Source organism: Streptomyces sp. JLBJ103 (assembly GCF_058215575.1).
In genome coordinates this window covers 2,006,876-2,031,704 of sequence record NZ_CM177089.1, presented here as the reverse complement: position 1 = coordinate 2,031,704, position 24,829 = coordinate 2,006,876, and the positions used below count along the sequence as shown (strand labels likewise).

The 24,829-nt window shown below is 71.5% G+C and carries 17 protein-coding genes; 13 read left to right on the top strand and 4 right to left on the bottom strand.

Features of this window, described 5'->3' with window-relative positions:
* Window positions 1–23 precede the first annotated feature (23 nt).
* The 9 genes from AC4BEG_RS08680 to AC4BEG_RS08640 all read left to right on the top strand — a co-directional run bounded on the left by AC4BEG_RS08680 (window position 24) and on the right by AC4BEG_RS08640 (window position 14,461).
* The gene (locus AC4BEG_RS08680; protein WP_490705322.1) at window positions 24–5,597 is read left to right on the top strand and encodes a HAMP domain-containing protein; all 5,574 of its coding nucleotides are present in this window, start codon (window positions 24–26) and stop codon (window positions 5,595–5,597) included.
* A 275-nt stretch (window positions 5,598–5,872) separates the two neighbouring features.
* A complete protein-coding gene (locus AC4BEG_RS08675; RefSeq protein ID WP_176180306.1) occupies window positions 5,873–6,553 on the top strand; it encodes a response regulator in 681 nt (226 codons plus the stop codon).
* Window positions 6,554–6,735: 182 nt separating this feature from the next.
* Window positions 6,736–9,588: a DNA translocase FtsK gene (locus AC4BEG_RS08670; RefSeq protein WP_490705321.1), complete on the top strand. Its 2,853-nt coding sequence runs from the start codon at window positions 6,736–6,738 to the stop codon at window positions 9,586–9,588.
* A gap of 190 nt (window positions 9,589–9,778) precedes the next feature.
* A complete protein-coding gene (locus AC4BEG_RS08665; RefSeq protein WP_490705320.1) occupies window positions 9,779–10,609 on the top strand; it encodes a helix-turn-helix domain-containing protein in 831 nt (276 codons plus the stop codon).
* A 61-nt stretch (window positions 10,610–10,670) separates the two neighbouring features.
* A complete protein-coding gene (gene rimO / locus AC4BEG_RS08660) occupies window positions 10,671–12,167 on the top strand; it encodes a 30S ribosomal protein S12 methylthiotransferase RimO (RefSeq protein ID WP_490705319.1) in 1,497 nt (498 codons plus the stop codon).
* Window positions 12,164–12,796: a CDP-diacylglycerol--glycerol-3-phosphate 3-phosphatidyltransferase gene (gene pgsA, locus AC4BEG_RS08655; protein WP_490705318.1), complete on the top strand. Its 633-nt coding sequence runs from the start codon at window positions 12,164–12,166 to the stop codon at window positions 12,794–12,796. Before rimO ends, pgsA begins: the two co-directional genes overlap by 4 nt.
* Entirely contained in the window at window positions 12,793–13,344 is a 552-nt protein-coding gene (locus AC4BEG_RS08650; RefSeq protein ID WP_490705317.1) for a CinA family protein, read from the top strand. Before pgsA ends, AC4BEG_RS08650 begins: the two co-directional genes overlap by 4 nt.
* A 109-nt stretch (window positions 13,345–13,453) precedes the next feature.
* Window positions 13,454–13,837, top strand: a complete 384-nt coding sequence (locus tag AC4BEG_RS08645) for a helix-turn-helix domain-containing protein (RefSeq protein WP_176180301.1) — start codon at window positions 13,454–13,456, stop codon at window positions 13,835–13,837.
* 144 nt (window positions 13,838–13,981) lie between these two features.
* The gene (locus AC4BEG_RS08640; protein WP_490705316.1) at window positions 13,982–14,461 is read left to right on the top strand and encodes a Dps family protein; all 480 of its coding nucleotides are present in this window, start codon (window positions 13,982–13,984) and stop codon (window positions 14,459–14,461) included.
* 654 nt (window positions 14,462–15,115) lie between these two features.
* Here the strand turns inward: AC4BEG_RS08640 and AC4BEG_RS08635 are convergent.
* Genes AC4BEG_RS08635 through AC4BEG_RS08625 form a run of 3 tightly spaced genes read right to left on the bottom strand, consistent with a single transcriptional unit; the run spans window position 15,116 to window position 21,448 of the window.
* A complete protein-coding gene (locus tag AC4BEG_RS08635) occupies window positions 15,116–15,895 on the bottom strand; it encodes an SDR family NAD(P)-dependent oxidoreductase (RefSeq protein WP_490705315.1) in 780 nt (259 codons plus the stop codon).
* Window positions 15,896–15,927: 32 nt separating this feature from the next.
* On the bottom strand, window positions 15,928–16,758 hold the full coding sequence (locus tag AC4BEG_RS08630; RefSeq protein ID WP_490705314.1) for an Fpg/Nei family DNA glycosylase: 831 nt from the start codon (window positions 16,756–16,758) through the stop codon (window positions 15,928–15,930).
* 10 nt (window positions 16,759–16,768) lie between these two features.
* Window positions 16,769–21,448, bottom strand: a complete 4,680-nt coding sequence (locus AC4BEG_RS08625) for an ATP-dependent helicase (protein WP_490705313.1) — start codon at window positions 21,446–21,448, stop codon at window positions 16,769–16,771.
* An 83-nt stretch (window positions 21,449–21,531) separates the two neighbouring features.
* On the opposite strand from AC4BEG_RS08625, the gene AC4BEG_RS08620 reads away from it, so the two are divergent.
* From AC4BEG_RS08620 to AC4BEG_RS08610, 3 genes are read left to right on the top strand one after another with little or no spacing between them, the layout of a single operon-like run.
* Window positions 21,532–22,383: an AraC family transcriptional regulator gene (locus AC4BEG_RS08620; RefSeq protein WP_490705312.1), complete on the top strand. Its 852-nt coding sequence runs from the start codon at window positions 21,532–21,534 to the stop codon at window positions 22,381–22,383.
* Window positions 22,370–23,155, top strand: coding sequence for an AzlC family ABC transporter permease (locus AC4BEG_RS08615; protein WP_490705311.1), 786 nt, complete (start codon window positions 22,370–22,372; stop codon window positions 23,153–23,155). Before AC4BEG_RS08620 ends, AC4BEG_RS08615 begins: the two co-directional genes overlap by 14 nt.
* A complete protein-coding gene (locus AC4BEG_RS08610) occupies window positions 23,152–23,454 on the top strand; it encodes an AzlD domain-containing protein (RefSeq protein ID WP_490705310.1) in 303 nt (100 codons plus the stop codon). Before AC4BEG_RS08615 ends, AC4BEG_RS08610 begins: the two co-directional genes overlap by 4 nt.
* A gap of 15 nt (window positions 23,455–23,469) precedes the next feature.
* On the opposite strand, the gene AC4BEG_RS08605 is transcribed toward AC4BEG_RS08610, so the two are convergent.
* On the bottom strand, window positions 23,470–24,423 hold the full coding sequence (locus AC4BEG_RS08605) for a hypothetical protein (RefSeq protein ID WP_490705309.1): 954 nt from the start codon (window positions 24,421–24,423) through the stop codon (window positions 23,470–23,472).
* 78 nt (window positions 24,424–24,501) lie between these two features.
* Between AC4BEG_RS08605 and AC4BEG_RS08600 the strand changes: the two genes are divergently transcribed.
* Window positions 24,502–24,696, top strand: a complete 195-nt coding sequence (locus tag AC4BEG_RS08600; RefSeq protein WP_490705308.1) for a DUF3046 domain-containing protein — start codon at window positions 24,502–24,504, stop codon at window positions 24,694–24,696.
* The last annotated feature ends 133 nt before the right edge of the window (window positions 24,697–24,829 follow it).

The following is a 24,829-nucleotide window of genomic DNA, read 5'->3' as shown; positions in this document are numbered from 1 at the left end:
GTCAACCCTGCGGGAGGGACACGGTGGAGTCTGGCGCAGCGGCGCGGGGCACGAATACGCGCGCGAAAGGCGGACGGTCCCGCAGCAATGGGACGACCGAGGTGGAGACAGCTGCCCTGAATCGACTGCTGACCGCCATGACGGCGATGCGGGACGGCAACTTCCGCAAGCGTCTGACGGTCTCGGGCGACGGGGTCATGTCCGAGATCGCCGCGGTCTTCAACGAGGTCGCGGACCGCAATCTCCAGCTCACTGGCGAATTGACCCGGGTGCGGCGGGTGGTCGGCCGCGAGGGCAAGCTCACCGAGCGGCTGGAGACGGGCGCCTGCGAGGGGCAGTGGGCGGCGGCCATTGACGCGTCCAACGCTTTGGTGGACGATCTTGTGCGGCCGGTGTCCGAGGTGGGACGGGTGCTGTCGGCGGTCGCCGAGGGCGACCTCGAGCAGCGTATGGATCTGCGGGCGCAGGGCGCCGACGGTTCGGCGCATCCGCTGCGCGGTGAGTTCCTGAAGGTGGGACGTACCGTCAACGGGCTGGTGGACCAGCTGTCGGCGTTCACCGACGAGGTGACCAGGGTCGCCAGCGAGGTCGGTACCGAGGGCAAGCTGGGCGGCCAGGCCCGGGTGCGCGGAATGTCCGGTTCGTGGAAGGACCTCACGGAGTCCGTCAACACGATGGCCTCCCGGCTCACCGCTCAGGTGCGGGACATCGCGCTGGTGACCACGGCGGTGGCCAAGGGCGATCTCTCCCGGAAGGTCACGGTCCATGTGTCCGGGGAGATGCTCGAGCTGAAGAACACCGTCAACACGATGGTGGACCAGCTGTCCTCGTTCGCCGCCGAGGTGACCAGAGTCGCCCGTGAGGTGGGCACCGAGGGTGAACTCGGCGGCCAGGCGAAGGTGCCCGGGGTCGCCGGGGTGTGGAAGGACCTGACGGACTCGGTCAATCTGATGGCCGGGAACCTCACCGCCCAGGTGCGTGGGATCGCCCAGGTGACGACCGCGGTCGCCAACGGCGATCTGTCGCAGAAGGTGACGGTGAGCGCACGCGGCGAAGTCGCGCAGCTGGCCGACACGATCAACACGATGACCGAGACGCTGCGCACCTTCGCCGACGAGGTGACGCGGGTCGCCAGCGAGGTCGGGGCCGACGGACTGCTCGGCGGTCAGGCACAGGTGCCGGGTGCGGCGGGGACGTGGAAGGATCTCACCGATTCGGTGAACACCGCGTTCCGCAATCTCACCGCGCAGGTGCGGGACATCGCGCAGGTGACGACGGCGGTGGCGAACGGCGATCTGTCGCAGAAGGTCACCGTGGATGTGGCCGGCGAGATGCTGGAGCTGAAGAACACCGTCAACACGATGGTCGACCAGCTCCAGTCCTTCGGCGCCGAGGTGACCCGGGTGGCCCGGGAGATCGGTGTCGAGGGTGAACTGGGCGGCCAGGCACAGGTGCCGGGCGCGGCGGGGACGTGGAAGGACCTCACCGATTCGGTGAACACCGCCTTCCGTAACCTCACCGGCCAGGTGCGCAATATCGCGCAGGTGACGACGGCGGTGGCGAACGGCGATCTGTCGCAGAAGGTCACCGTCGATGTCTCCGGTGAGATGCTCCAGTTGAAGAACACCGTGAACACCATGGTGGATCAGCTTTCCTCCTTCGCCGACCAGGTCACGCGGATGGCGCGGGACGTGGGCACCGAAGGCCGGCTGGGCGGCCAGGCCCGGGTGGACGGCGTCAGCGGCACCTGGAAGGACCTGACCGACTCCGTCAACTCCATGGCGGGGAACCTGACCTCGCAGGTGCGCGGGATCGCCCAGGTGACCACCGCCGTCGCCCGCGGCGATCTGTCGCAGAAGATCGAGGTGGACGCGCGCGGCGAGATCCTCGAGCTCAAGAACACCATCAACACGATGGTCGACCAGCTCTCGGACTTCGCCCAGCAGGTGACCCGGGTCGCTCGCGAAGTGGGTACGGACGGCCGCCTGGGCGGTCAGGCGCAGGTGCCCGGTGTGGCGGGCGTATGGCGCGATCTGACCGATTCGGTGAACGGTATGGCGGGCAATCTGACCGCCCAGGTCCGCAATATCGCCCAGGTGGCGACCGCGGTCGCGCGCGGTGACCTCTCGCAGAAGATCGACGTCGATGCGCGCGGCGAGATCCTGGAGCTGAAGAACACCCTCAACACCATGGTGGACCAGCTGTCCTCGTTCGCGGAGGAGGTCACCCGCGTCGCCCGCGAGGTGGGCACCGAGGGGCAGTTGGGCGGTCAGGCCGAGGTGCAGGGCGTCTCCGGCACCTGGAAGGACCTGACCCAGTCCGTCAACGGCATGGCCAACAACCTCACCTCGCAGGTGCGTTCCATCGCCGAGGTGACGACGGCGGTCGCCAAGGGCGATCTGTCGAAGAAGATCACTGTCGATGCCAAGGGCGAGATCCTGGAGCTCGTCACCACCGTGAACACGATGGTGGACCAGCTGTCGTCGTTCGCCGAGCAGGTCACCCGGGTGGCCCGTGAGGTGGGCACGGAGGGGCAGTTGGGCGGCCAGGCGCGGGTGCCGGGCGTCACCGGCATCTGGAAGGACCTGAGTAACAACGTCAACCTGATGGCCAACAACCTGACCATCCAGGTGCGGAACATCTCCCAGGTCTCGGCCGCGGTCGCCAACGGCGATCTGACGAAGAAGGTGACGGTCGAGGCGCGCGGCGAGGTCGCGGCGCTGGCCGACACCGTCAACACCATGGTGACCACTCTGTCGTCGTTCGCCGACGAGGTCACCCGGGTGGCGCGCGAGGTGGGTACGGACGGCATCCTCGGCGGCCAGGCGCGGGTGCCCGGTGTGTCCGGGACGTGGAAGGACCTCACCGAGTCCGTGAACTCGATGGCGTCCAACCTGACCGGCCAGGTGCGCAATATCGCGATGGTCACCACGGCGATCGCCCAGGGCGATCTGACCAAGAAGATCGATATCGAGGCGCGGGGCGAGATCCTGGAGCTGAAGACGACCATCAACACGATGGTCGACCAGCTCTCCTCGTTCGCCGACCAGGTGACCCGGGTGGCCCGTGAGGTGGGCACCGAGGGCCAGCTCGGCGGCCAGGCGCGGGTGCGGGACGTGGCCGGCACCTGGAAGGACCTGACCGAGTCGGTGAACGAGATGGCCGGAAACCTGACCCGTCAGGTGCGCGCCATCGCCGAGGTCGCCACCGCGGTGACCCGCGGCGATCTCAACCTCAAGATCGACGTGGATGCCTCGGGCGAGATCCAGGTCCTCCAGGACCACATCAACACCATGATCGCCAACCTGCGTGAGACCACTCTCGCCAACAAGGAGCAGGACTGGCTGAAGGGCAACCTCGCCCGGATCTCCGGTCTGATGCAGGGACGCCGCGATCTCGAGGACGTCGCCCGGCTGATCATGAGCGAGCTGACCCCGGTGGTCTCCGCCCAGCACGGCGCGTTCTTCCTGGCGGTGCCGACCGGCGAGGGCACCGAGGTGGTCGCCGACAGCACCTCCGACGAGGGCTACGAGCTGCGTCTGATCGGCAGTTACGGCTACTCCCACGGGTCGATGCCCACGTCCTTCCGGCCGGGCGAGACCCTGGTCGGCACGGTCGCCGAGGAGAAGCGGCCGATCCTGGTGGAGCACGTGCCGCCGGGCTACCTCAAGATCGCTTCGGGTCTGGGCGAGGCGGCCCCGGCGCATGTGATCGTGCTGCCGGTGCTCTTCGAGGGCCAGCTGCTCGGTGTGGTCGAGCTGGCGTCGTTCCAGCCGTTCGCGCAGATCCAGAAGGACTTCCTCAACCAGATCGCCGAGATGATCGGCACCAGCGTCAACACCATCAGCGTCAACACCAAGACCGAGGTGCTGCTGAAGCAGTCACAGGAGCTGACCGAGCAACTGCGGGAGCGGTCGGCGGAGCTGGAGAACCGGCAGAAGGCGCTCCAGTCGTCCAACGCCGAGCTGGAGGAGAAGTCGGACCGGCTGGCCCGGCAGAACCGCGACATCGAGGTCAAGAACACCGAGATCGAGGAGGCGCGGCAGGTGCTCGAGGAGCGCGCCGAGCAGCTCGCGGTCTCGATGCGCTACAAGAGCGAGTTCCTGGCCAACATGTCGCACGAGCTGCGCACCCCGCTCAACTCGCTGCTGATCCTGGCTAAGCTGCTCGCCGACAACGCTGACGGCAATCTCTCGCCGAAGCAGGTGGAGTTCGCCGAGACCATCCACGGCGCGGGCTCGGACCTGTTGCAGCTGATCAACGACATCCTGGACCTGTCGAAGGTCGAGGCGGGCAAGATGGATGTCAGCCCGACCCGGATCGCCCTGGTCCAGCTCGTCGACTATGTGGAGGCCACCTTCCGGCCGTTGACCGCCGAGAAGGGGCTGGACTTCTCGGTGCGGGTCTCGCCCGAGCTTCCGGCCACGCTGCACACCGACGAGCAGCGGCTGTTGCAGGTGCTGCGCAACCTCCTGTCCAACGCGGTGAAGTTCACCGACGGCGGCGCCGTGGAACTGGTCATCCGGCCGGCCGGCGGCGATGTGCCCAACGCCATCCGGGAGCAGCTCCTGGAGGCGGGCGCGTTGCGCGAACCGGACGCCGAGATGATCGCCTTCTCGGTGACCGACACCGGTATCGGCATCGCGGCGAGCAAGATGCGGGTGATCTTCGAGGCGTTCAAGCAGGCCGACGGGACCACCAGCCGGAAGTACGGCGGCACCGGACTGGGTCTGTCCATCAGCCGGGAGATCGCCCGGCTGCTGGGCGGTGAGATCCACGCGGCCAGTGAGCCGGGCCGCGGTTCGACCTTCACGCTCTATCTGCCGCTGCACCCCGGTGAGCTGCCGCCCCAGGGTTATCCGCAGCTCGCCACGGGCGGTTCGGCGTCCGGTATCGCGATCCCGGGCAACTCGGCCTCCGGGCCGCGGACCCCGGCCGCGCTGGAGAGCGGCACCGCCGGGGAGTCCGCCGAGCACGGGACGGCGGCGGAGCCGGAGCCCGCGCCGGACGCCTCGGCCAATGGCGGTCGGCGGGCGTCCGGGCTGCTCCGGCGGGGCCAGAGGACCGAACAGGAGCCCCAGCAGCCGCCGTCCGAGCCGCAGTGGCCGCAGCCCGCGGACCGCGCGGCGGGTCGCCGGGGGCGGCAGTCCCAGGAGCAGACCCCGGAGCCGTGGCTGCTGGGCGGCCAGGACCTGGTCGTACCGGAGCCGGTGGGCGGCTTCCACGGCGAGAAGGTGCTGATCGTCGACGACGACATCCGCAATGTGTTCGCGCTCACCTCCGTGCTCGAGCAGCACGGACTCCAGGTCCTCTACGCGGAGAACGGCAGGGAGGGCATCGAGGTCCTCGAGCAGCACGACGATGTCGTGCTCGTCCTGATGGACATCATGATGCCGGAGATGGACGGCTATGCCACGACGGCGGCGATCCGCAGGATGCCGCAGTTCGCCGGACTGCCGATCATCGCCCTGACTGCGAAGGCGATGAAGGGAGATCGTGAAAAGAGTATTGAGGCTGGCGCGTCGGACTATGTCACCAAGCCCGTCGACACCGATCATCTTCTTGCGGTGATGGAGCAGTGGATGTCAGAGCAGTGACCTTGCGGGACGCCGGGCGCGTCTGTGGTGTTGACTGACTGTCGCCGAACACGTGTGGGAACGCGGTATTCGGGGAACCTTCTGGTCTCCCGCCGCGTTTCTGCTACGTGCACAGTGACATCGCGGTGACAGGGTGTGGCGAACAGCGGGGTGCGGCTACCATGACCGGCACAAGGACGGGCGGCGCAAGGGAGTCGTCCCCTGGGGCGGCGCCCGGTGCTTCTCTCGGCTCTTCGAGCTGGGGAGACCTCAAGCCGGGACGAGGAGGACGGGGCATGGTGCAGAAGGCCAAGATCCTCCTGGTCGATGACCGGCCGGAGAATCTGCTGGCGCTGGAGGCCATTCTCTCCGCGCTCGATCAGACCCTGGTGCGGGCATCGTCAGGGGAGGAAGCGCTCAAGGCGCTGCTGACGGACGACTTCGCGGTCATCCTGCTGGATGTCCAGATGCCGGGCATGGACGGGTTCGAGACCGCCGCGCACATCAAGCGCCGTGAGCGGACCCGGGACATCCCGATCATCTTCCTCACAGCCATCAACCACGGTCCGCATCACACCTTCCGGGGCTATGCGGCCGGTGCGGTCGACTACATCTCCAAGCCGTTCGACCCGTGGGTGCTCAGGGCGAAGGTCTCGGTCTTCGTCGATCTGTACATGAAGAACTGCCAGCTGCGGGAGCAGGCGTCGCTGCTGCGACTCCAGTTGGAGGGCGGTCAGCCCGCGGCCGGTGAGGAGGCCAAGGAGTCGGCGGGGCTGCTCGCCGAGCTCTCCGCGCGGCTCGCCGCCGTCGAGGAGCAGGCCGAAGCGCTGTCCAAGCAGTTGGACGAGTCGGCCGACGCGGCGGCGGTGGCCACCGCGGCTCATCTCGAGCGCAAGCTCACCGGTCTGCGGCGGGCGCTGGACGCCCTGGAGCCGGGTGCGGGCAGTGGCGCCAGCCAGGTGCCCTCGCAGAACTGAGCCCCACCCCTTCGGGGCGCCGTAGTCCGCCCCCGGCCATCGCCCACCCGTGATCCGCCTTTTGACGTCCTGTCACCGTCTGCTCACCTCGCGGCCGATATCCGGCGCGCGCGTGACGTCGGTGACGCCTGACGTGTCCACCATGCGTGCTCCGTACGGCGGACGCGGGTAACCTCGCCCCCATGGCCTCTCGTACGTCCGGCAAGGGTTCCCAGAGCACGGCGGGCACCTCGAAGAAGCGCGCCGGGCAGTCCGGAGGCGCAGCGAAGAAGTCGCCCGCGAAGAACGCGAAGAAGGCGGCGGCCAAGAAGGCTCCCGCCAAGAAGTCGGCGGCGCCCGCGAAGAAGGCCGCTCCGAAGAAGAAGGCGGCGGCCAAGGCCGCACCGCCCCCGGCGCCCAACCCCACCAGCGGTGTGTACCGCGCGGTGCGCGCGCTCTGGAGGGGGCTGGCGCACGCCGTCGGGGCGATGTTCCGCGGGATAGGGCGCGGTGCCAAGGGACTCGACCCGGCGCACCGCAAGGACGGCAGCGCGCTGCTGCTGCTCGCCCTGGCGCTGATCGTGGCCGCGGGCACCTGGTCGAATCTGGACGGGCCGGTCGGCGACCTGGTCGAGATGCTGGTCACCGGGGCCTTCGGACGGCTCGATCTGGTGGTGCCGATACTGCTGGCCACCATCGCCGCCCGGCTGATCCTGCACCCCGAGAAGCCGGAGGCCAACGGGCGGATCGTGATCGGTCTGTCCGCGCTGGTGATCGGTGTGCTGGGCGAGGTGCACATCGCCTGCGGGGCACCGGGGCGCGGTCAGGGGACCGCGGCGATACAGGACGCGGGCGGCCTGATCGGCTGGGGCGTCTCCCGGCCACTGATCCATGCGATGGGCGAGGTGCTGGCCGTACCGCTGTTGGCGCTGCTCACCGTCTTCGGGCTGCTGGTCGTCACCGCGACGCCGGTCGCGGCGATTCCGCAGCGGCTGCGGGCGCTGGGCATCCGGCTGGGTCTGCTCCGGGACGCGGACGCATACGCGGACGTGGACGTGGACGTGGACGTGGACGCGGGGACGGAAGCGGAGTACGCCGAGGAATGGCGCGAGACGCCCGCCAGGCGCCCGCGCAGGTCCGCACGGGCCCGCGGGGCCGCGGACGTCGCGGACGTCGCGGACGACCATGAGCGGGCCGAGGAGGAGGCGTTGCGGGGGCGCCGCCGGTCGCGCGGTGGCCGGCCCGTGGAGCCGCCGCAGGACCGCCCCATGGACGCGGTGGACGTGGCGGCCGCGGCCGCCGCCGCGCTGGACGGGGCCGTCCTGCACGGTGTCCAGCCCTCGCCGCTCATCGCCGGGCTGAGCAACGGGATCTCGGTGGAGCGCGAGACCGGTGAGGGCAGCGGCTCGGTGCCGGGGGCGCATGACGCCGGTGCTGGGCCCGGCAAACCGGCCGGGGCGAAGGGCGGCCGGGACCGGAGCGGGGCGGCGGAGAGCTCACGCGTCCCCGATCTCACCCGTCCCGCGGCCGACGAGGGCGAGCCGCTGCCGCCGCGCGCCGAGCAGCTCCAGCTCTCCGGTGACATCACCTACTCGCTCCCCTCTCTCGAACTGCTGGAGCGCGGTGGGCCCGGCAAGACGCGCAGCGCCGCCAACGACGCCGTGGTCGACTCACTGACCAAGGTCTTCTCGGAGTTCAAGGTCGACGCCGCGGTCACCGGCTTCACCCGCGGTCCGACGGTCACCCGCTACGAGGTGGAGCTCGGACCGGCGGTGAAGGTCGAGCGGATCACGGCGCTGACCAAGAACATCGCGTACGCCGTCGCCAGTCCGGATGTGCGGATCATCAGCCCGATTCCGGGTAAGTCGGCGGTCGGTATCGAAATCCCCAACAGCGACCGCGAGATGGTCAACCTCGGCGATGTGCTGCGCTCGGCGGACTCCGTCGGGGACGACCACCCGATGCTGGTGGGTCTGGGCAAGGACGTCGAGGGCGGTTATGTCGCGGCCAATCTCGCGACCATGCCGCATGTGCTGGTGGCCGGTGCCACCGGATCCGGCAAGTCGTCCTGTATCAACTGCCTCATCACATCGATCATGGTCCGGGCCACTCCGGACGACGTCCGCATGGTGCTGGTCGACCCCAAGCGCGTGGAGCTGACCGCGTACGAGGGCATTCCGCACCTGGTCACGCCGATCATCACCAACCCCAAGCGCGCCGCCGAGGCGCTCCAGTGGGTCGTGCGTGAAATGGATCTGCGCTACGACGATCTCGCGGCATTCGGCTTCCGCCACATCGACGACTTCAACGCGGCGGTCCGCGCGGGCAAGGTCAAACTGCCCGAGGGGAGCGAGCGGGAGCTCAAGCCGTATCCGTATCTGCTGGTGATCGTCGACGAGCTGGCGGACCTGATGATGGTCGCACCCCGTGACGTCGAGGACTCGATCGTCCGGATCACCCAGCTCGCGCGCGCGGCCGGGATCCATCTGGTGCTGGCCACCCAGCGGCCCTCGGTGGATGTTGTCACCGGTCTGATCAAGGCCAATGTGCCCTCGCGGCTCGCCTTCGCCACCTCCTCGTTGGCCGACAGCCGGGTCATCCTGGACCAGCCCGGCGCCGAGAAGCTGATCGGCAAGGGCGACGGGCTGTTTCTGCCGATGGGCGCGAACAAACCGGTCCGCATGCAGGGTGCCTATGTCACCGAGCGCGAGGTCGAGGCGATCGTCGCGCACTGCAAGCAGCAGATGGCACCGGTCTTCCGCGACGACGTGACGGTCGGGACGGCGAAGAAGAAGGAGATCGACGAGGAGATCGGCGATGATCTCGATCTTCTGTGTCAGGCCGCTGAGCTGGTGGTTTCCACGCAGTTCGGATCGACTTCGATGCTTCAGCGCAAGCTGCGGGTGGGTTTCGCCAAGGCCGGGCGGCTGATGGACCTCATGGAGTCCCGGGGGGTCGTCGGGCCGAGCGAGGGCTCCAAGGCGCGCGATGTGCTCGTCAAGCCGGACGAATTGGATGGCGTGCTGGACGTGATCCGCGGTAAAGCTCACTCGTAAGGGTTGGGCGGGCAACCGTTTCCCCTGCCGAGACGTCAAGTTGAGGGAGGTGGCGGAGTGAGGTCGCACCATCATGGTTGCGGGGCAATCCCGATGGCGGACAAACTCCGTCCTCCCGCTTGCCCGACCCTTTCGTCCCACCCCTAGACTGAACCTCCAGCAGGTGGCTACACGCTCGAAAGGCGCCCCCGTGTCCATCGGCAACTTTCCCGAAGACGGCAACTCCCCCGAAGACGACCGGCCTTCCGTCGGCAGCGCCCTCCGGCAGGCCCGTATCGCCGCCGGGCTGACCGTCGACGAGGTCAGCATCTCCACCCGGGTCCGGATCCCCATAGTGCAGGGGATCGAGCAGGACGACTTCTCGCGCTGCGGCGGCGATGTGTATGCCCGGGGGCATATCCGCGTGCTCGCGCGCGCTGTCGGGCTCGACCCCGATGGTCTGATCGCACAATTCGACGCCGAGCACGGGGGACGGCCCGCGCCGACCGCCCCCGCCCCGCTCTTCGAGGCCGAGCGGATCCGCCCCGAGCCCCGGCGCCCCAACTGGACTGCGGCGATGGTCGCGGCCATCGTGGCCGTCGTCGGATTCGTCGGCTTCACGCTTTTCAGTGGTGGCGACGGGGACAGCGGTTCCACGGTCGCCGAGGACTCCGCCTCGCCCAAGGCGAGCCGCACCACCCCCAGCCACAGCCCCAGCTCCAAGCCCGAGGACCAGGACCGGCCGGAACCGTCCGACAGCGCCATCGCGGGCGTTCCGGCGGACAAGGTCACCGTCAAGCTCACCGCCGAGAGCGGACAGAGCTGGATCTCCGCGCAGGACCACAACGGGCGGCTGCTGGAAGAAGGGGTGCTGCGCGAGGGCGATTCCAAGACGTTCAGCGACAGCAAGCGCATCGACCTGGTGCTCGGGAACGCCGGGGCGATCAAGCTGTTCGTGAACGGCAAGGAAGTGAAGAATGTGGGCAACAGCGGGACCGTTCAGCGGCTGAGCTACACCAAGGGAGATCCCGAAGCGGGCTGAGCGACCGCGATCGGGAGCCCTGGCAGCGGGAGCAGGGCGGGGGACGAAGTAGTCTGAGCGCATGCCCGAACGCCGCACCGTCGCCCTTGTCACTCTTGGCTGCGCCCGCAATGAAGTGGACTCGGAGGAGCTCGCAGGCCGCTTGGCGGCGGACGGCTGGGAGCTCGTCGAGGAAGCCGCCGACGCGGACGTCGCCGTCGTCAACACCTGTGGCTTTGTCGAAGCCGCCAAGAAGGACTCGGTCGACGCCCTGCTGGAGGCCCGGGATCTGAAGGATCACGGCCGTACCCAGGCCGTCGTGGCCGTCGGCTGCATGGCCGAGCGCTACGGCAAGGAGCTCGCGGAGGCGCTGCCCGAGGCCGACGGGGTGCTCGGCTTCGACGACTACGCCGATATCTCCGACCGGCTCCAGACCATCCTCTCCGGCGGCATCCACGCCGCGCACACCCCGCGCGACCGCCGCAAGCTGCTGCCGATCAGCCCGGCCGAACGGCAGGACGCCTCCTCCGTGGCGCTGCCCGGCCATGCCCAGGACACCCCGCCCGAGGATCTGCCCGCCGGAGTGGCGCCCGCCTCGGGGCCGCGCGCCCCGCTGCGCCGCCGGCTGGACTCCAGCCCGGTCGCCTCGGTGAAGCTGGCCTCCGGATGCGACCGGCGGTGCTCGTTCTGCGCCATCCCGTCCTTCCGCGGCTCCTTCATCTCGCGCCGGCCCTCCGATGTGCTGGGGGAGACCCGCTGGCTGGCCGAGCAGGGCGTCAAGGAGGTCATGCTGGTCTCCGAGAACAACACCTCCTACGGCAAGGACCTGGGGGACATCCGGCTGCTGGAGACGCTGCTGCCGGAGCTGGCCGCGGTGGACGGCATCGAGCGGATCCGGGTGAGCTACCTCCAGCCCGCCGAGATGCGGCCCGGTCTGATCGACGTGCTGACCTCGACCGAGAAGGTCGCGCCCTACTTCGACCTGTCCTTCCAGCACTCGGCGCCGGGTGTGCTCCGCGCGATGCGGCGCTTCGGGGACACCGACCGCTTCCTGGGCCTGCTGGAGGAGATCAGAGGCAAGGCGCCGCAAGCGGGCGCCCGGTCCAACTTCATCGTGGGATTCCCCGGCGAGACCGAGGAGGACCTGGCCGAGCTGGAGCGTTTCATCAGCGAGGCGCGGCTGGACGCGATCGGCGTGTTCGGTTACTCGGACGAGGAGGGCACCGAGGCCGCGGGGTACGAGAACAAGCTCGACCCGGACGAGGTCGCCGAGCGGCTGGAGCACATCTCGCGGCTCGCCGAGGAGCTCACCGCCCAGCGGGCCGAGGAGCGGCTCGGCGAGGTCGTCGAGGTGCTCGTGGAGGAGATCGACGAAAGCGGGGCGGTGCTGGGCCGTGGCGCCCACCAGGCGCCGGAGACCGACGGCCAGACGCTGCTCAGCACGGATGTGAAGCCCGCGGTGGGCCGTATGGTCGAAGCCAAGGTGATCGCGACGGAGGGAGTGGACCTCGTCGCGGAGCCGCTGCGGCCGCTGGACGGAACCGGCGGCGGCGCGTGGAGCGAGGAGGCGGCCAGATGACCGGCGTCCCGGCCTCCGCCGCGGGAGGCCACCACCGCCCGGCCGCGGCCGTCCGGCCCGCCGGACTGTGGAACATCGCCAACATCCTCACCATGATGCGCCTGGTCCTCGTACCGGGGTTTGTGTTGTTGATGCTCCACAACGGCGGATATGACCCGGCCTGGCGCGCGTTGGCGTGGGCGGCCTTCGCCATCGCCATGATCACCGATCTCTTCGACGGGCATCTGGCCCGCCGGTACAACCTCGTCACCGACTTCGGCAAGATCGCCGACCCGATCGCGGACAAGGCGATCATGGGCGCGGCGCTGATCTGTCTGTCAGCTCTGTCCGATCTGCCCTGGTGGGTGACGAGCGTGATCCTCTTCCGTGAGATGGGGATCACACTGATGCGGTTCTGGGTGATCCGGCACGGGGTGATCCCGGCCAGCCGCGGCGGAAAGATGAAGACCCTCGCGCAGGGCACGGCGGTGGGCATGTACATCCTGGCGCTGACCGGGCCGCTGGCCACCTTGCGCTTCTGGGTGATGGCGGTGGCCGTGGTGCTGACCGTCGTCACCGGCCTCGACTACGTTCGCCAGGCGATCGTGCTGCGCCGGGCAGGCCGTGCCACCCAGGAGTCCACATCGTGAGCACCGGCACGGTGGAAGGCGGTGCGGCGGGATCGCCGCGGTCCACCGCGGCCGGGGCGCTGGCGCTGCTGGAGCGGCGCGGGCAGACCGTGGCGGTGGCCGAATCGCTCACCGGCGGTCTGCTGGCCGCGGAGCTGACGGCGGTGGCCGGGGCGTCCCGCTCCTTCCGTGGCTCGGTGACGGCGTACGCCACCGCGCTCAAGCAGGAGCTGCTGGGCGTGGACGCGGCCCTGCTGGCCGAGCGCGGGGCGGTGGACGCCGAGGTCGCGCGGCAGATGGCCCGGGGCGTGGCGCGTGCGCTGGGCGCCGACTGGGGCGTGGCCACCACCGGTGTGGCGGGTCCCACATCGCAGGACGGTCAGCCCGTGGGCACGGTCCATGTGGCGGTGGCCGGGCCCGCGGAGCGGGTGGCTTCGGCCGCGCTGCGGTTGGCGGGAGACCGCTCGGGTATCCGCGTACAGGCGGTGGAGGCCGCGGTCAAGCTGCTGTTCAGCGAATTGATCGCGGCAGCGGGGGCACAGGATACGGAACAACGCAGCGGGATTTGATGTTTGCAGCCCTGAGTGAACACGACATCGCTCCCCGCACGGGCACAGCCGAAGGCGGTACGGTGGGGCGTGAAGGATCCGGATCCGAGGTCCAAGGAGGGAGCCAGCGATGATTCTGCTCCGTCGCCTGCTGGGTGACGTGCTGCGTCGGCAGCGCCAGCGCCAGGGCCGTACTCTGCGCGAGGTTTCCTCCTCCGCCCGGGTGTCGCTCGGCTATCTGTCAGAGGTCGAGCGCGGGCAGAAGGAAGCCTCGTCCGAGTTGCTCTCCGCGATTTGCGATGCTCTGGACGTACGGATGTCGCAGGTGATGCGAGAGGTGAGCGACGAGCTGTCGCTCGCGGAGCTGGCGGAGTCGGCGGCGGCGGGCGAGAAGGTGCCCGCGCCGATGCGGCCGATGCTCAACCCCGTGTCCGTGTCCTCCGTGACGGGTGTCCCGGAGGAGCGGGTGACGATCAAGGCGCCCACGGAGGCCGTGGACGTCGTGGCGGCCTGATCCACAGACAGGCCCTGCCTTGCGGCTCTTCGGGCCCCGGTCGGTTGTGTACCGACCGGGGCCCGATGTTTGTCCTGCCGCTTTCGGGTCACCCAGGAGTGAGAGGTAATCAAGGGGGCTGAACGGTCGAATAGGAGGAAGCGGATGACTGTGGTCAAGAGTCCGCTCGCGAACGAGAGCCTGAAGATCGTCGGTGACGCTCTCCAGGGCGCCCTCGTCGACCTCGTGGATCTCGCGCTGGTGGGCAAGCAGATCCACTGGACGGTCGTCGGCCCGCGGTTCCGCACGATTCATCTCCAGCTCGACGAGGTTGTCGCCACCGCCCGGATGCACGCTGACACAGTGGCGGAGCGGGCCTCGGCGATCGGGGTGGCTCCGGACGGACGGGCCGAGACGGTCGCCAGGAACAGCGCCGTCGGCGCGGTCAGGGGCGGTTGGACCGAGGACGCGGCAGCCGTAGGGACCTTGGTGAACGCGCTCGCGTCCGTGATCGGCCGGATGCGTGAGCGCATCGACGCCACCGCCGATCCCGACCCGGTGAGCCAGGACATCCTGATCGGGCTCACCCGGGATCTGGAGAAGCATCACTGGATGTTCCAGGCGGAGAACGTCAACGGAGGCTAGGTCCTGTCCTGTCGATCTTCGTGGATCAGCCCGCGGCGTCTGGTGCCGTGGATCGCAAGGCGGAGGGTCGTCCTCGTACTGGGCGTACTCGGAAGATCCCGACAACGCGGCGAGGCCGCGGTGCCAGGCGTCGCGGGCCCGCGAAGATCGGAGGGACAGGGCCTAGAGGCGGCCCCTCGCCGCTCGTACACCGTGTGGTCATCGCCCCCGGCGATGGCCGCGCAGTCTGCGAGACGACCGGTTCCCGCACCGGATCCACGCCCGCCCGTCGGCGCCGCCGCCCCTGGTGCGCTTCGCTCTGGGTGCGCCCTGCGGCCCGGCTGGGCAGACTGGGGGGAGCGTGGGTGTCCGACGCGCGCTGACGTGCCTCCTGTGCGCCCTCCCGCCGTGTGCGAACAGGCGTCTAGCGTCGCCCGAAGGAGGCAGTCATGGCAGCCGTGGGAGGGGCCGGCATCCTGGGCCGACGGGCGGTCCGGTGGGTGCTCGCGCTCGCTCTCGGCGCTCTGTGGTGGTGGTCGGTCTTCCGGCTGGCCGTATCGCCGGACGCGGCCGGGCCGGTGGAAGGGACCCTGGCGGTCGGCGGCTGGGGGCTGAGCCTGCTGCCGGTGCACTGCGGCCCCTCGCCCCGGCGAAGGGCCGGAAGGGCCAGGAGGATCACCACGGCATCGCGATTCCGCCATTCGGGCGCAGGATCTGGCCGGTCATGAAGGACGAGGCGCCGGACGCGAGGTAGAGCACCGCATGGGCGATGTCCTCGGGCTCGCCCACCCGCCCCAGCGGAGTGCGCCGGGCCATCGGCGTCTCGGCGAGCTGCTGCTCCTCGTCGCTGTTCCGCGCGGTCATGGCGGTGCGGATCCAGCCGGGGGCGACGGCATTGACGCGGATGCCATGACGGCCGACCTCGGCCGCGAGCGTCCGGGTGAGCTGGACCACGGCCGCCTTGGTGACGCCGTAGCACAGCAGCCCCGGGGTGCCGGTGTCGATCGCGCCGGAGGCCATGGTGACGATGGAGCCGCCCGTCCCCTGGGCGATCATGGCGCGTGCCGCCTCCTGGCATCCGTACAGCACACCCTTGAAGTTGACGGCGAGGACTCGGTCGAGATCGGCTTCGTCGGTCTCCAGCACCGGACTGCTGTGCATGATCCCGGCGATGGCGGCCAGTACGTCCAGCCGCCCCCCGTCCCGGACGACGGCCTTGACGACGGCGGAGACCTGGGCCCGGTCGGCGACGTCGAGCATGTGGGCGCGGGCGTTGCCGCCGGCCAGGGTGATCTGCTCGGCCGTCCGCCGCGCCCCGTCCTCGTCGAGGTCGGCGCAGTGGACGGCGGCTCCGGCCGCGGCGAGCAGAACGGCGGTGGCCCGCCCGATACCCCCGGCCGCACCCGTGACCAGGGCGGTGCGGCGGCTGAGGTCGTACGCCGAAGTGGCGGTCATGGGGTGACGGTACGGCCGTATCTGACGGGTCGTCAATTAGTTGGCGTCAATGAGCCGGACGCGAGAGGCGGGCCCTGCGGCCCCGGCTGGCAGCGCGGGCACCAGAAGGTGGTGCGCTCCTGCCCCGCGCGCCCCTGGTCGGCGGCGCGCACCGGCGTACCGCAGCGCAGACAGGGGCGGCCCGGGCGGCCGTACACCCACAGTCTGCGGTCGGGGCGGGACTGTGCCGTGGTGATGCGGGCCCGGCGGTTCCGGTTGACCTCCAGCAGACGTTTGGCGACGGTCACCAGGCGCTCGGGGGAGGGGACTTCGCCGACCGGCAGCCAGGGTGAGAGCCGCAGCACGAAGCACAGCTCGGACTTGTAGACATTGCCCATCCCGGCCAGATTGCGCTGGTCGAGCAGAGCCTCGCCCAGGGGCCGGGACGGGTCGGCGAGCAGTCTGCGCAACGCCTCCTCCGGATCCCAGTCGGGGCCGAGGAGATCGGGGCCCAGATGGCCGACCGCGCGGTCCTCCTCGGCGGTGCGCAGCAGCTCCAGCACCGGGAGCCGGTAGCCGACGGCGGTGTGCTCGGCGGTGGCGAGGACGGCGCGGATCTGGTGGTGCGGACCGCCGCGCCACCGCTCCCCGGCGCCGTACACATACCAGGCGCCGTCCATCCGCAGATGGGAGTGGAGGGTGAGACCGCCCTCGACCCGGGTCAGCAGATGCTTGCCGCGCGGGACGACCTCCAGGACCCGGCGGCCGGTCAGGTCGGCGGTCGCCAGCCGGGGGACGCGCAGATCGCATACGGTGAGCCGGGCGCCCGCGAGCGCCGTGTGCAGGCGCTGGGCCGTCTGCCAGACGGTGTCTCCTTCGGGCATGGGCGGCCTCTCAGGGGCGCAGCCGCAGACCGCGCGGCGTCGGATGGAACCCGGCGGCCTCCAGGACGCGGCCGACCGGGGACGACAGCGCCTGACCGCCGTTGATCCGCTCGACGGTCACATTGCCCAGGGCGCCCGCGCGGGCCGACCCGGCCAGCGCCTCGACCGCCGCCCGCAGCCTGTCGTCGTCCTCCGGAGAGGCGGCCTCGGCCTCGCCGGAGGGCCAGGCGAGCAGGGTCTTGCCGCCGCGCTCCATGTAGAGGGTCAGCTCGCCGTCGACGAGCACCACCAGCGACCCCGCCTTGCGGCCCGGCCGATGGCCCGCGTCGGCAGGCGGATCGGGCCAGGGCAGGGCGGCGCCATAGGCGTTGGCGGGGTCGGCGGCGGCCAGCACGACGGTGCGCCGCGACGACTGCCCCGGCCCCCCGTCGAACGCCGGGCCCGGGATGGGGCCGGCGGCGCGGTCGCGGGCAGTGCTGACCACGCGGAGCCGGTCCACCGCGCCGTCCATCGCGAACTGGGCGGCGCCCAGCCCCTCGACGACATAGCCGCGGCGCGCCTGGCCGGTCTCCTCGAACGCGGACAGCACCCGGTACGCGGCGGAGAAGCCGCCCTCGACGCCCTCGGCGGCGACCGCCCCGCGGGTGACCACCCCGTGCCGGTCCAGGAGGGTGTGTGCCAGGGCGTGCGCCCGGTGGGTGGGTTCGGATTCCCGCTCCGGCAGCAGTGACCAGCGCCCGGCGACGGTGGGCGGTCCGCCGCGCGAGGCGGTGGGGCGGCCGGTGCGGCCGGCGAGGCCGCCGTAGCGCCCCCGGGGGACCGTGCGCTTGGCGCGGTGGGCGGTGGAGCCCGCGGTGCGGCCCGAACCGAGCAGCGAGCGGAGCGGGGCCAGGGTGTCACCGGTGAGCCGCCCGGACCAGGCCAGGTCCCAGATGGCCTCGGCGAGCTGCGGATCCTGGAACTCCTGGCCGGCGGCGCGGACCTGATCGGCGATCTGGCGGAAGAACAGGCCGTAGCCCCCGGACAGGGCGTCCAGCACGGCCCGGTGGAGCGGGCCCGCCTCGAACGGATGCGGGGTGTGCAGCAGCAGCGGCGCGGTCTCCGCCAGATGGAGGGTGACCCAGCCGTCCTTGCCGGGCAGTGCGCCCGCCCCGGCCCAGACCACCTCTCCGGCGACGGTCAGCTCGTCGAGCATCGTGGGGGTGTAGTCGCTGACCCGGGAGGGCAGCACCAGCTTCTCCAGGGCGGAGGCGGGCACCGGCGCTCCCTGGAGCTGCTCGATCGCGCGCACCAGCCCGTCGATACCGCGCAGGCTGTGGGTGCCCAGATGCTGCCACTGGGGGAGGAAGGCGGCGAGCGCCGCGGGCGGCACCGGCTCCAGCTCATGGCGCAGCGCGGCGAGCGAGCGGCGCCGCAGACGCCGCAGGACGGCCGCGTCGCACCACTCCTGGCCCACTCCAGCGGGGTGGAACTCGCCCTGGACGATCCGGCCGGTCGCGGCGAGCCGGTGCAGGGCGCCGTCGGTGACGGCCGTGCCGAGGCCGAAGCGGGCGGCGGCCTGAGACGAAGTGAACGGGCCGTGGGTGCGCGCGTAACGGGCCAGCAGATCGCCGAGGGGGTCCTTGACCGGCTCGGTGAACGCCTCGGGGACACCGACCGGGAGCGCGGTGCCGAGCGCGTCGCGCAGCCGCCCGGCGTCCTCGACAGCCGCCCACCGCGCCTCGCCCGCGATCCGGACCCGGATGGCCCGCCGGGCCGCCGCCAGCTCCCCGGGCCACCGCGGGTCGGCGCCGCGCTCGGTCAGCTCGGCCCCGGTGAGTGGGCCGAGCAGCCGCAGCAGATCGGCGACGCCCTCGGCGTCCTTGACCCGGCGGTCCTCGGTGAGCCACTGCAACTCCCGCTCCAGCTCGGCCAGGACCTCGGCGTCGAGCAGCTCGCGCAGCTCGGCCTGGCCCAGCAGCTCGGCCAGCAGCCGTGAGTCCAGGGACAGGGCCGCCGCGCGGCGCTCGGCCAGCGGGGAGTCGCCCTCGTAGAGGAACTGGGCGACATAGCCGAAGAGCAGCGAGCGTGCGAAGGGCGACGGCTCGGGGGTGGTGACCTCCACCAGCCGCACCCGGCGGGCCTCGATGTCGCCCATCAGCTCGGTGAGACCCGGGACGTCGAAGACATCCTGGAGGCATTCGCGGACGGCCTCCAGGACGATCGGGAAGGAGCCGAACTCGCTCGTCACCTGGAGCAGTTGCGCGGCGCGCTGGCGCTGCTGCCACAGCGGGGTGCGCTTGCCCGGGTTGCGGCGGGGCAGCAGGAGGGCGCGGGCGGCGCATTCGCGGAAGCGGGACGCGAACAGGGCCGAGCCGCCGACCTGATCGGTGACGAGGTCGCCGATCTCGCCCTTGTCGAAGGCGACATCGGCCGCGCCTACGGGGGACTGCTCGGTGTCGTACTCGGTGCCCGGCCGCATCGGATCGCCGTCGAGGAGGTCCAGGCCCATGAGGTCGGCGTCGGGCAGGCGCAGCACGATGCCGTCGTCGGCGTGCATCACCTGGGTGTCCATGCCGTACCGCTCGGCCAGCCGGGAGCCCAGGGCGAGCGCCCAGGGGGCGTGGACCTGGGCCCCGAAGGGGGAGTGGACCACAACCCGCCAGTCGCCCAGCTCGTCCCGGAACCGCTCCACGACGATCGTCCGGTCGTCGGGCACATGGCCGCAGGCCCGGCGCTGCTCGTCGAGATAGGCGGTGACATTGTCCGCGGCCCAGGCGTCCAGACCGGCGGCCAGCAGCCGCGCGCGGGCGGCCTCGGGCGCCAGGGCGCCGACCTCGCGCAGGAACGCGCCCAGCGCACGGCCCAGTTCGAGCGGGCGGCCGAGCTGGTCGCCCTTCCAGAAGGGCAGGCGGCCGGGGACGCCGGGGGCGGGGGAGACCAGGACCCGGTCACGGGTGATGTCCTCGATCCGCCATGAGGTGGTGCCGAGGGTGAACACATCGCCCACCCGCGACTCGTAGACCATCTCCTCGTCCAGCTCTCCGACCCTGCCGCCGCCCTTCTTGGGGTCGGCGCCCGCCAGGAAGACGCCGAAGAGACCGCGGTCGGGGATGGTGCCGCCGGAGGTCACCGCGAGCCGCTGGGCGCCCGGCCGGCCGGTGACCGTATTGGCGACGCGGTCCCACACCAGGCGGGGCCGCAACTCAGCGAAGGCGTCGGAGGGGTAGCGCCCGGCCAGCATGTCCAGCACCGAGGTGTACGCCGACTCCGGGAGCGAGGCGAAGGGCGCGGCGCGGCGGACGAGGGCGAGCAGCTCGTCGACGTCCCAGGCGTCCATGGAGGTGATGGCGACGAGCTGCTGGGCGAGCACGTCCAGCGGGTTCGCGGGCACCCGCAGTGCCTCGATGGCTCCCTTGCGCATCCGCTCGGTGACCACTGCCGACTGGACCAGATCGCCGCGGTACTTGGGGAAGACCACACCGGTGGAGACCGCGCCCACCTGGTGACCGGCGCGGCCCACCCGCTGGAGCCCGGAGGCCACCGACGGCGGGGACTCGACCTGGACGACCAGGTCCACCGCGCCCATGTCGATGCCCAGCTCCAGGCTGGAGGTGGCGACAACGGCGGGCAGCCGCCCGGCTTTGAGGTCCTCCTCGACCAGCGCCCGCTGCTCTTTGGACACCGAGCCGTGGTGCGCGCGGGCGAGTAGCGTGGGCGCCCCGGTGGCCGCCCCCGATCCGCCCATCAGCTGGGCGGGGGAGTGGTCCTCGGGCAGCGCCTCGCCGGTGGCGCGCTCATAGGCGATCTCGTTGAGCCGGTTGCACAGCCGCTCGGCCAGCCGCCGGGAGTTGGCGAAGACGATGGTGGAGCGGTGGGCCTGGACGAGATCGGCGATCCGCTCCTCCACATGCGGCCAGATCGAGGGGCGCTCACCGGTCTCCCCGTCCTGCACGGGGGAGCCGCCCAGCTCGCCGAGGTCCTCGACCGGGACGACCACCGACAGGTCGAACTCCTTGCCCGATGGCGGCTGGACGATCTCGACCGTGCGGTGCGGCGACAGGAAGCGTGCCACCTCGTCCACCGGGCGCACGGTGGCCGACAGGCCGATCCGGCGGGCGGGGCGGTCGAGCAGCTCGTCGAGCCGCTCCAGGGACAGCGCGAGATGGGCGCCGCGCTTGGTGCCCGCGACGGCGTGCACCTCGTCCAGGATGACGGTCTCCACTCCGCGCAGCGCGTCCCGGGTGGCGGAGGTGAGCATCAGGAACAGCGACTCGGGGGTGGTGATCAGGATGTCCGGCGGGCGGGCGGCCAGGGCCCGGCGCTCCGCGGCCGGGGTGTCGCCGGAGCGGATGCCCACCCGGATCTCCGGCTCGGGAAGGCCCAGCCGCACCGACTCCTGGCGGATCCCGGTGAGCGGGCTGCGGAGATTGCGCTCGACATCGACCGCGAGGGCCTTCAGCGGGGAGACGTACAGCACCCGGCAGCGCTTCTTGGCCTCGGCGGGCGGGGGCTCGGCGGCCAGCCGGTCCAGGGCGGCCAGGAAGGCGGCCAGCGTCTTGCCCGAGCCGGTGGGCGCGACGACCAGCACGTCCGAGCCCTTGCCGATCGCCCGCCACGCGCCCTCCTGCGCGGACGTGGGCGCGGTGAAGGCACCCGTGAACCATCCGCGGGTGGCCGGGGAGAATCCGTCGAGCGCCGAGCCTGCCATGTCCTCCATCGTGCACCGCACCACTGACAAGCCACCGGATCCGCTGGTCAGAGGCGGCCGGGCCGGGGCGCACAATGGGTGGCATGGGCACCGGGGAGAGCGCGCGGCACTGGCGGTGCCCCCAGCTGCCCGGGGTGGATCTGCTCCGCGCCCGCTACATCCACAAGACCTTCGTGCAGCACACCCACGAGACCTTCGTGATCGCGGCGATCACCGAGGGCGTCGAGGAGTTCCACCACCGTGGCGCGGTGGAGCGGACCGGGCCCGGCGGGCTCGCGCTCATCAACCCCGACACCCCGCACACCGGACGGGCCGGAGTGCCCGAGGGATGGCGCTACAGCGTGCTGTACCCGGACGCGGACGTGGTCGCCGCCATCGCCGCCGAGACCACCACCCTGCGCGGTACGGCCGGCTTCGGGACCGCCGTCGTGGACGATCCGCGGACCGCGCGGCTGGTCACCGAGGTGCACCGGGCAGCCGAGGAGGGCAACGCGCTGGCCGCCGACAGTCTGCTGCGCGTCGCCGTGGCCCGTCTGCTGCGTGACCATGGCGGTCCGCTCCCCGCGCGCACGGCGCCCACCGCGGGCGCGCGGGTCGCGGTGCGCGCGCGTGCGCTGCTGGAGGAGCGGATGGCCCAACCGCCGTCCCTGGAAGGGCTGGCGGCCGAGCTGGGCACCGGGCCGTTCGCCCTGCTGCGCGCCTTCCGCGCCGCCTACGGGATGCCGCCGCACACCTGGCTGACCGACGCCCGGGTGCGCCGGGCCCGCCGACTCCTGGACGCCGGGGCCGCACCGGCCGAGACCGCCGTCGCCGTCGGCTTCACCGATCAGCCGCATCTGAACCGGCACTTCACTCGCATTGTGGGCGTGCCACCGGGCGCCTACCAGCGCGAGCGCGCAAGAACGTACAAGACCGAGCCTGATGCGCTCGCTTAGCGTGCGGGACGTGCCAGAAGAGATAGACATACGAACCGAGTCCGCCGCGCCCCCGGCGGACTCCACCGTCATCCGCGACGCCCTGGGCGTCGGCGTCGCCGTCGGGCTCTCCGGTTTCGCCTTCGGGGTGACTTCGGCGGGCGCCGGGCTCGACGTCCTCCAGACCTGCGCGCTGAGTCTGCTGGTCTTCACCGGCGCCTCGCAGTTCGCACTCGTCGGGGCGCTCGCCGCGGGCGGCAATCCGTTCACGGCTGCCGCCGGGGCGTTCTTCCTCGGGGTGCGCAACGCCTTCTACGGGCTGCGGCTGTCCGGGCTGCTCGGCCTCCCCCGCTCGGTGCGTCCCCTGGCCGCCCACTGGGTCATCGACGAGACCTCCGCCGTCACCCTCGCCCAGCCGGACCGGCGCACCGCGCGCCTCGGCTTCACCGTCACCGGGCTGACCCTGTACGTCCTGTGGAACCTCACCACCCTGATCGGCGCCCTGGGAGCCTCCGCGCTCGGCGACACCTCCGCCTGGGGGCTGGACGCCGCCGGGCCCGCCGTCTTCCTCGCTCTGTTGGCCCCGATGCTCAGCTCCACCCTGGAGCGCGCCGTGGCCGGACTCGGCGTGCTGCTCGTCCTCGCCTGCCAGCCGGTGCTGCCCGCCGGGGTTCCGGTGCTCGTGGCCGCGCTCGCCGCCCCCGCCGTCCTCGTGGCGCACGGAGTGGTGCAGGGACGCGCCGCGCGCGGCCGGGACGGCCGGGGAGACCAGGAGGAGGGGGCGCGCCGATGAGTACCTGGATCGCCATCGGCGTCACCGCGGTCGGCTGCTACGTGGTCAAACTCCTGGGCCTCTCGGTGCCCGCCGGAGCTCTGGAGCGCCCGGTGGTCAGACGGCTGGCGGCGCTGCTCCCGGTGGCCCTGCTGACCGCCCTCACCGCCCAGCAGACCTTCACCGACGGACAGCACCTGGTGCTGGACGCGCGCGCGGCCGGGCTCGGAGCGGCGGCGCTCGCTCTGATCCTGCGCGCCCCCTTCCTGGTGGTGGTCGCCGTGGCCGTCATCGCCACCGCCGCCGTCCGCACCTTGTGAACGGACGTGCGGACCTCACACCGCGCGGCCGTACGCGCGCAGGGTGAGCAGCGCCTCCAGCGTCACCACGGCCCGGCTCTCCAGCGAGGCTCCCGGCGCCCACGCGCGCCGGCGGGCCGGCCAGCCGCCGTCCTCCCGCTGCGCGTCCGCGAGGACGTCCAGCGACCGCTCCACCTCCGCGTCGGTGAACCACCGGCGGGCCAGTGAACCGGGCGCCGGGGCGACATCGTGCACCAGCGCGTACGTCGCGGTGCCGCCCTGGCCGGGCGGCGCCGCGACATCCTCGGCGCCGTGCCCGGGGTCCAGCGCCACCAGCCCCCGCTCCCGCACCCGGCGGCCCAGTCGCTCGGCCGCCTCCGCGGCGCGGCCCCGGTCCGGCACGCCGTCCAGGAAGGCGACGGCCGCCGCGACCTCGTACGGGTGCGCGGGCGCGCCCTCGGTCAGCGCCGTGACCGCGGCCCAGCAGAAGTCCGTGGCCCGGAACAGCCAGGCGTGCCACACCTCGTTGCGGTGCAGCAGCCCCACCACCGGGCCCGTGGTGAGCAGTCCGCTCGGCGGATCGTCCGCCACCGGGATCCAGGGGGCGGCCGGATAGCCGCGCAGCGAGGGATGGCTCACCGGCAGCGCGCCGTCGGGGGTGGACACGGCCGTCAGATAGCGGCACAGACGCTCGGTCCGCTGCCCGCCGCAGCGCCCGATCCCGTCGAGCACCCGCAGCGCGTGCACGGCGTGCAGCGGCTGGCTCACCGGTCCGCGCAGATCCGGCTCCAGCCCGTGGCCGTAGCCGCCGTCCGGCCCCAGGTACGCCGTGAGTGCGGCCTCGACGGCCTCCGCGCCCCCGTCCAGGAAGTGATACGCGAAGCGGCGCTGCTCCAGCACCCGGGCGGTCAGCCACATGAACCGCTCGGCGCGCGCGAGCGCGGAGGAGGGCGAGGGCGGCGAGGAGGAGAGGCTCACGGATCGGTCCATGGTCAGACCGTAGAGCGCGCGGCACCCCTGGCAGGGGGCTCACGCCTCGGTGCACCCCGGGAGCGCGATACTGGGCGCATGCGGTTGACGGTCTTCTGGCAGCGGATGGCGGATTACTTCGGTGAGGCGTACGCCGACTCCTTCGCGCGCGATCATGTGATGTCCGAACTCGGCGGCCGGACCGTGCACCAGGCCCTGGACGCGGGCTGGAGCGCCAAGGAGGTGTGGCGCGGGGTGTGCACCGCGCTGGACATCCCCCAGGAGAAACGCTGACAAGCACCGACACGCGCCGGCGCCGACAAGCACTGACCCGAACCGACACGTGCTGACCGGAGATGACCGGCGCTGACAAGCGCTGAGGGAGCCGCCCCGCGGCGGGCCCGACCCGGGCTCGTGACCGGCCCGG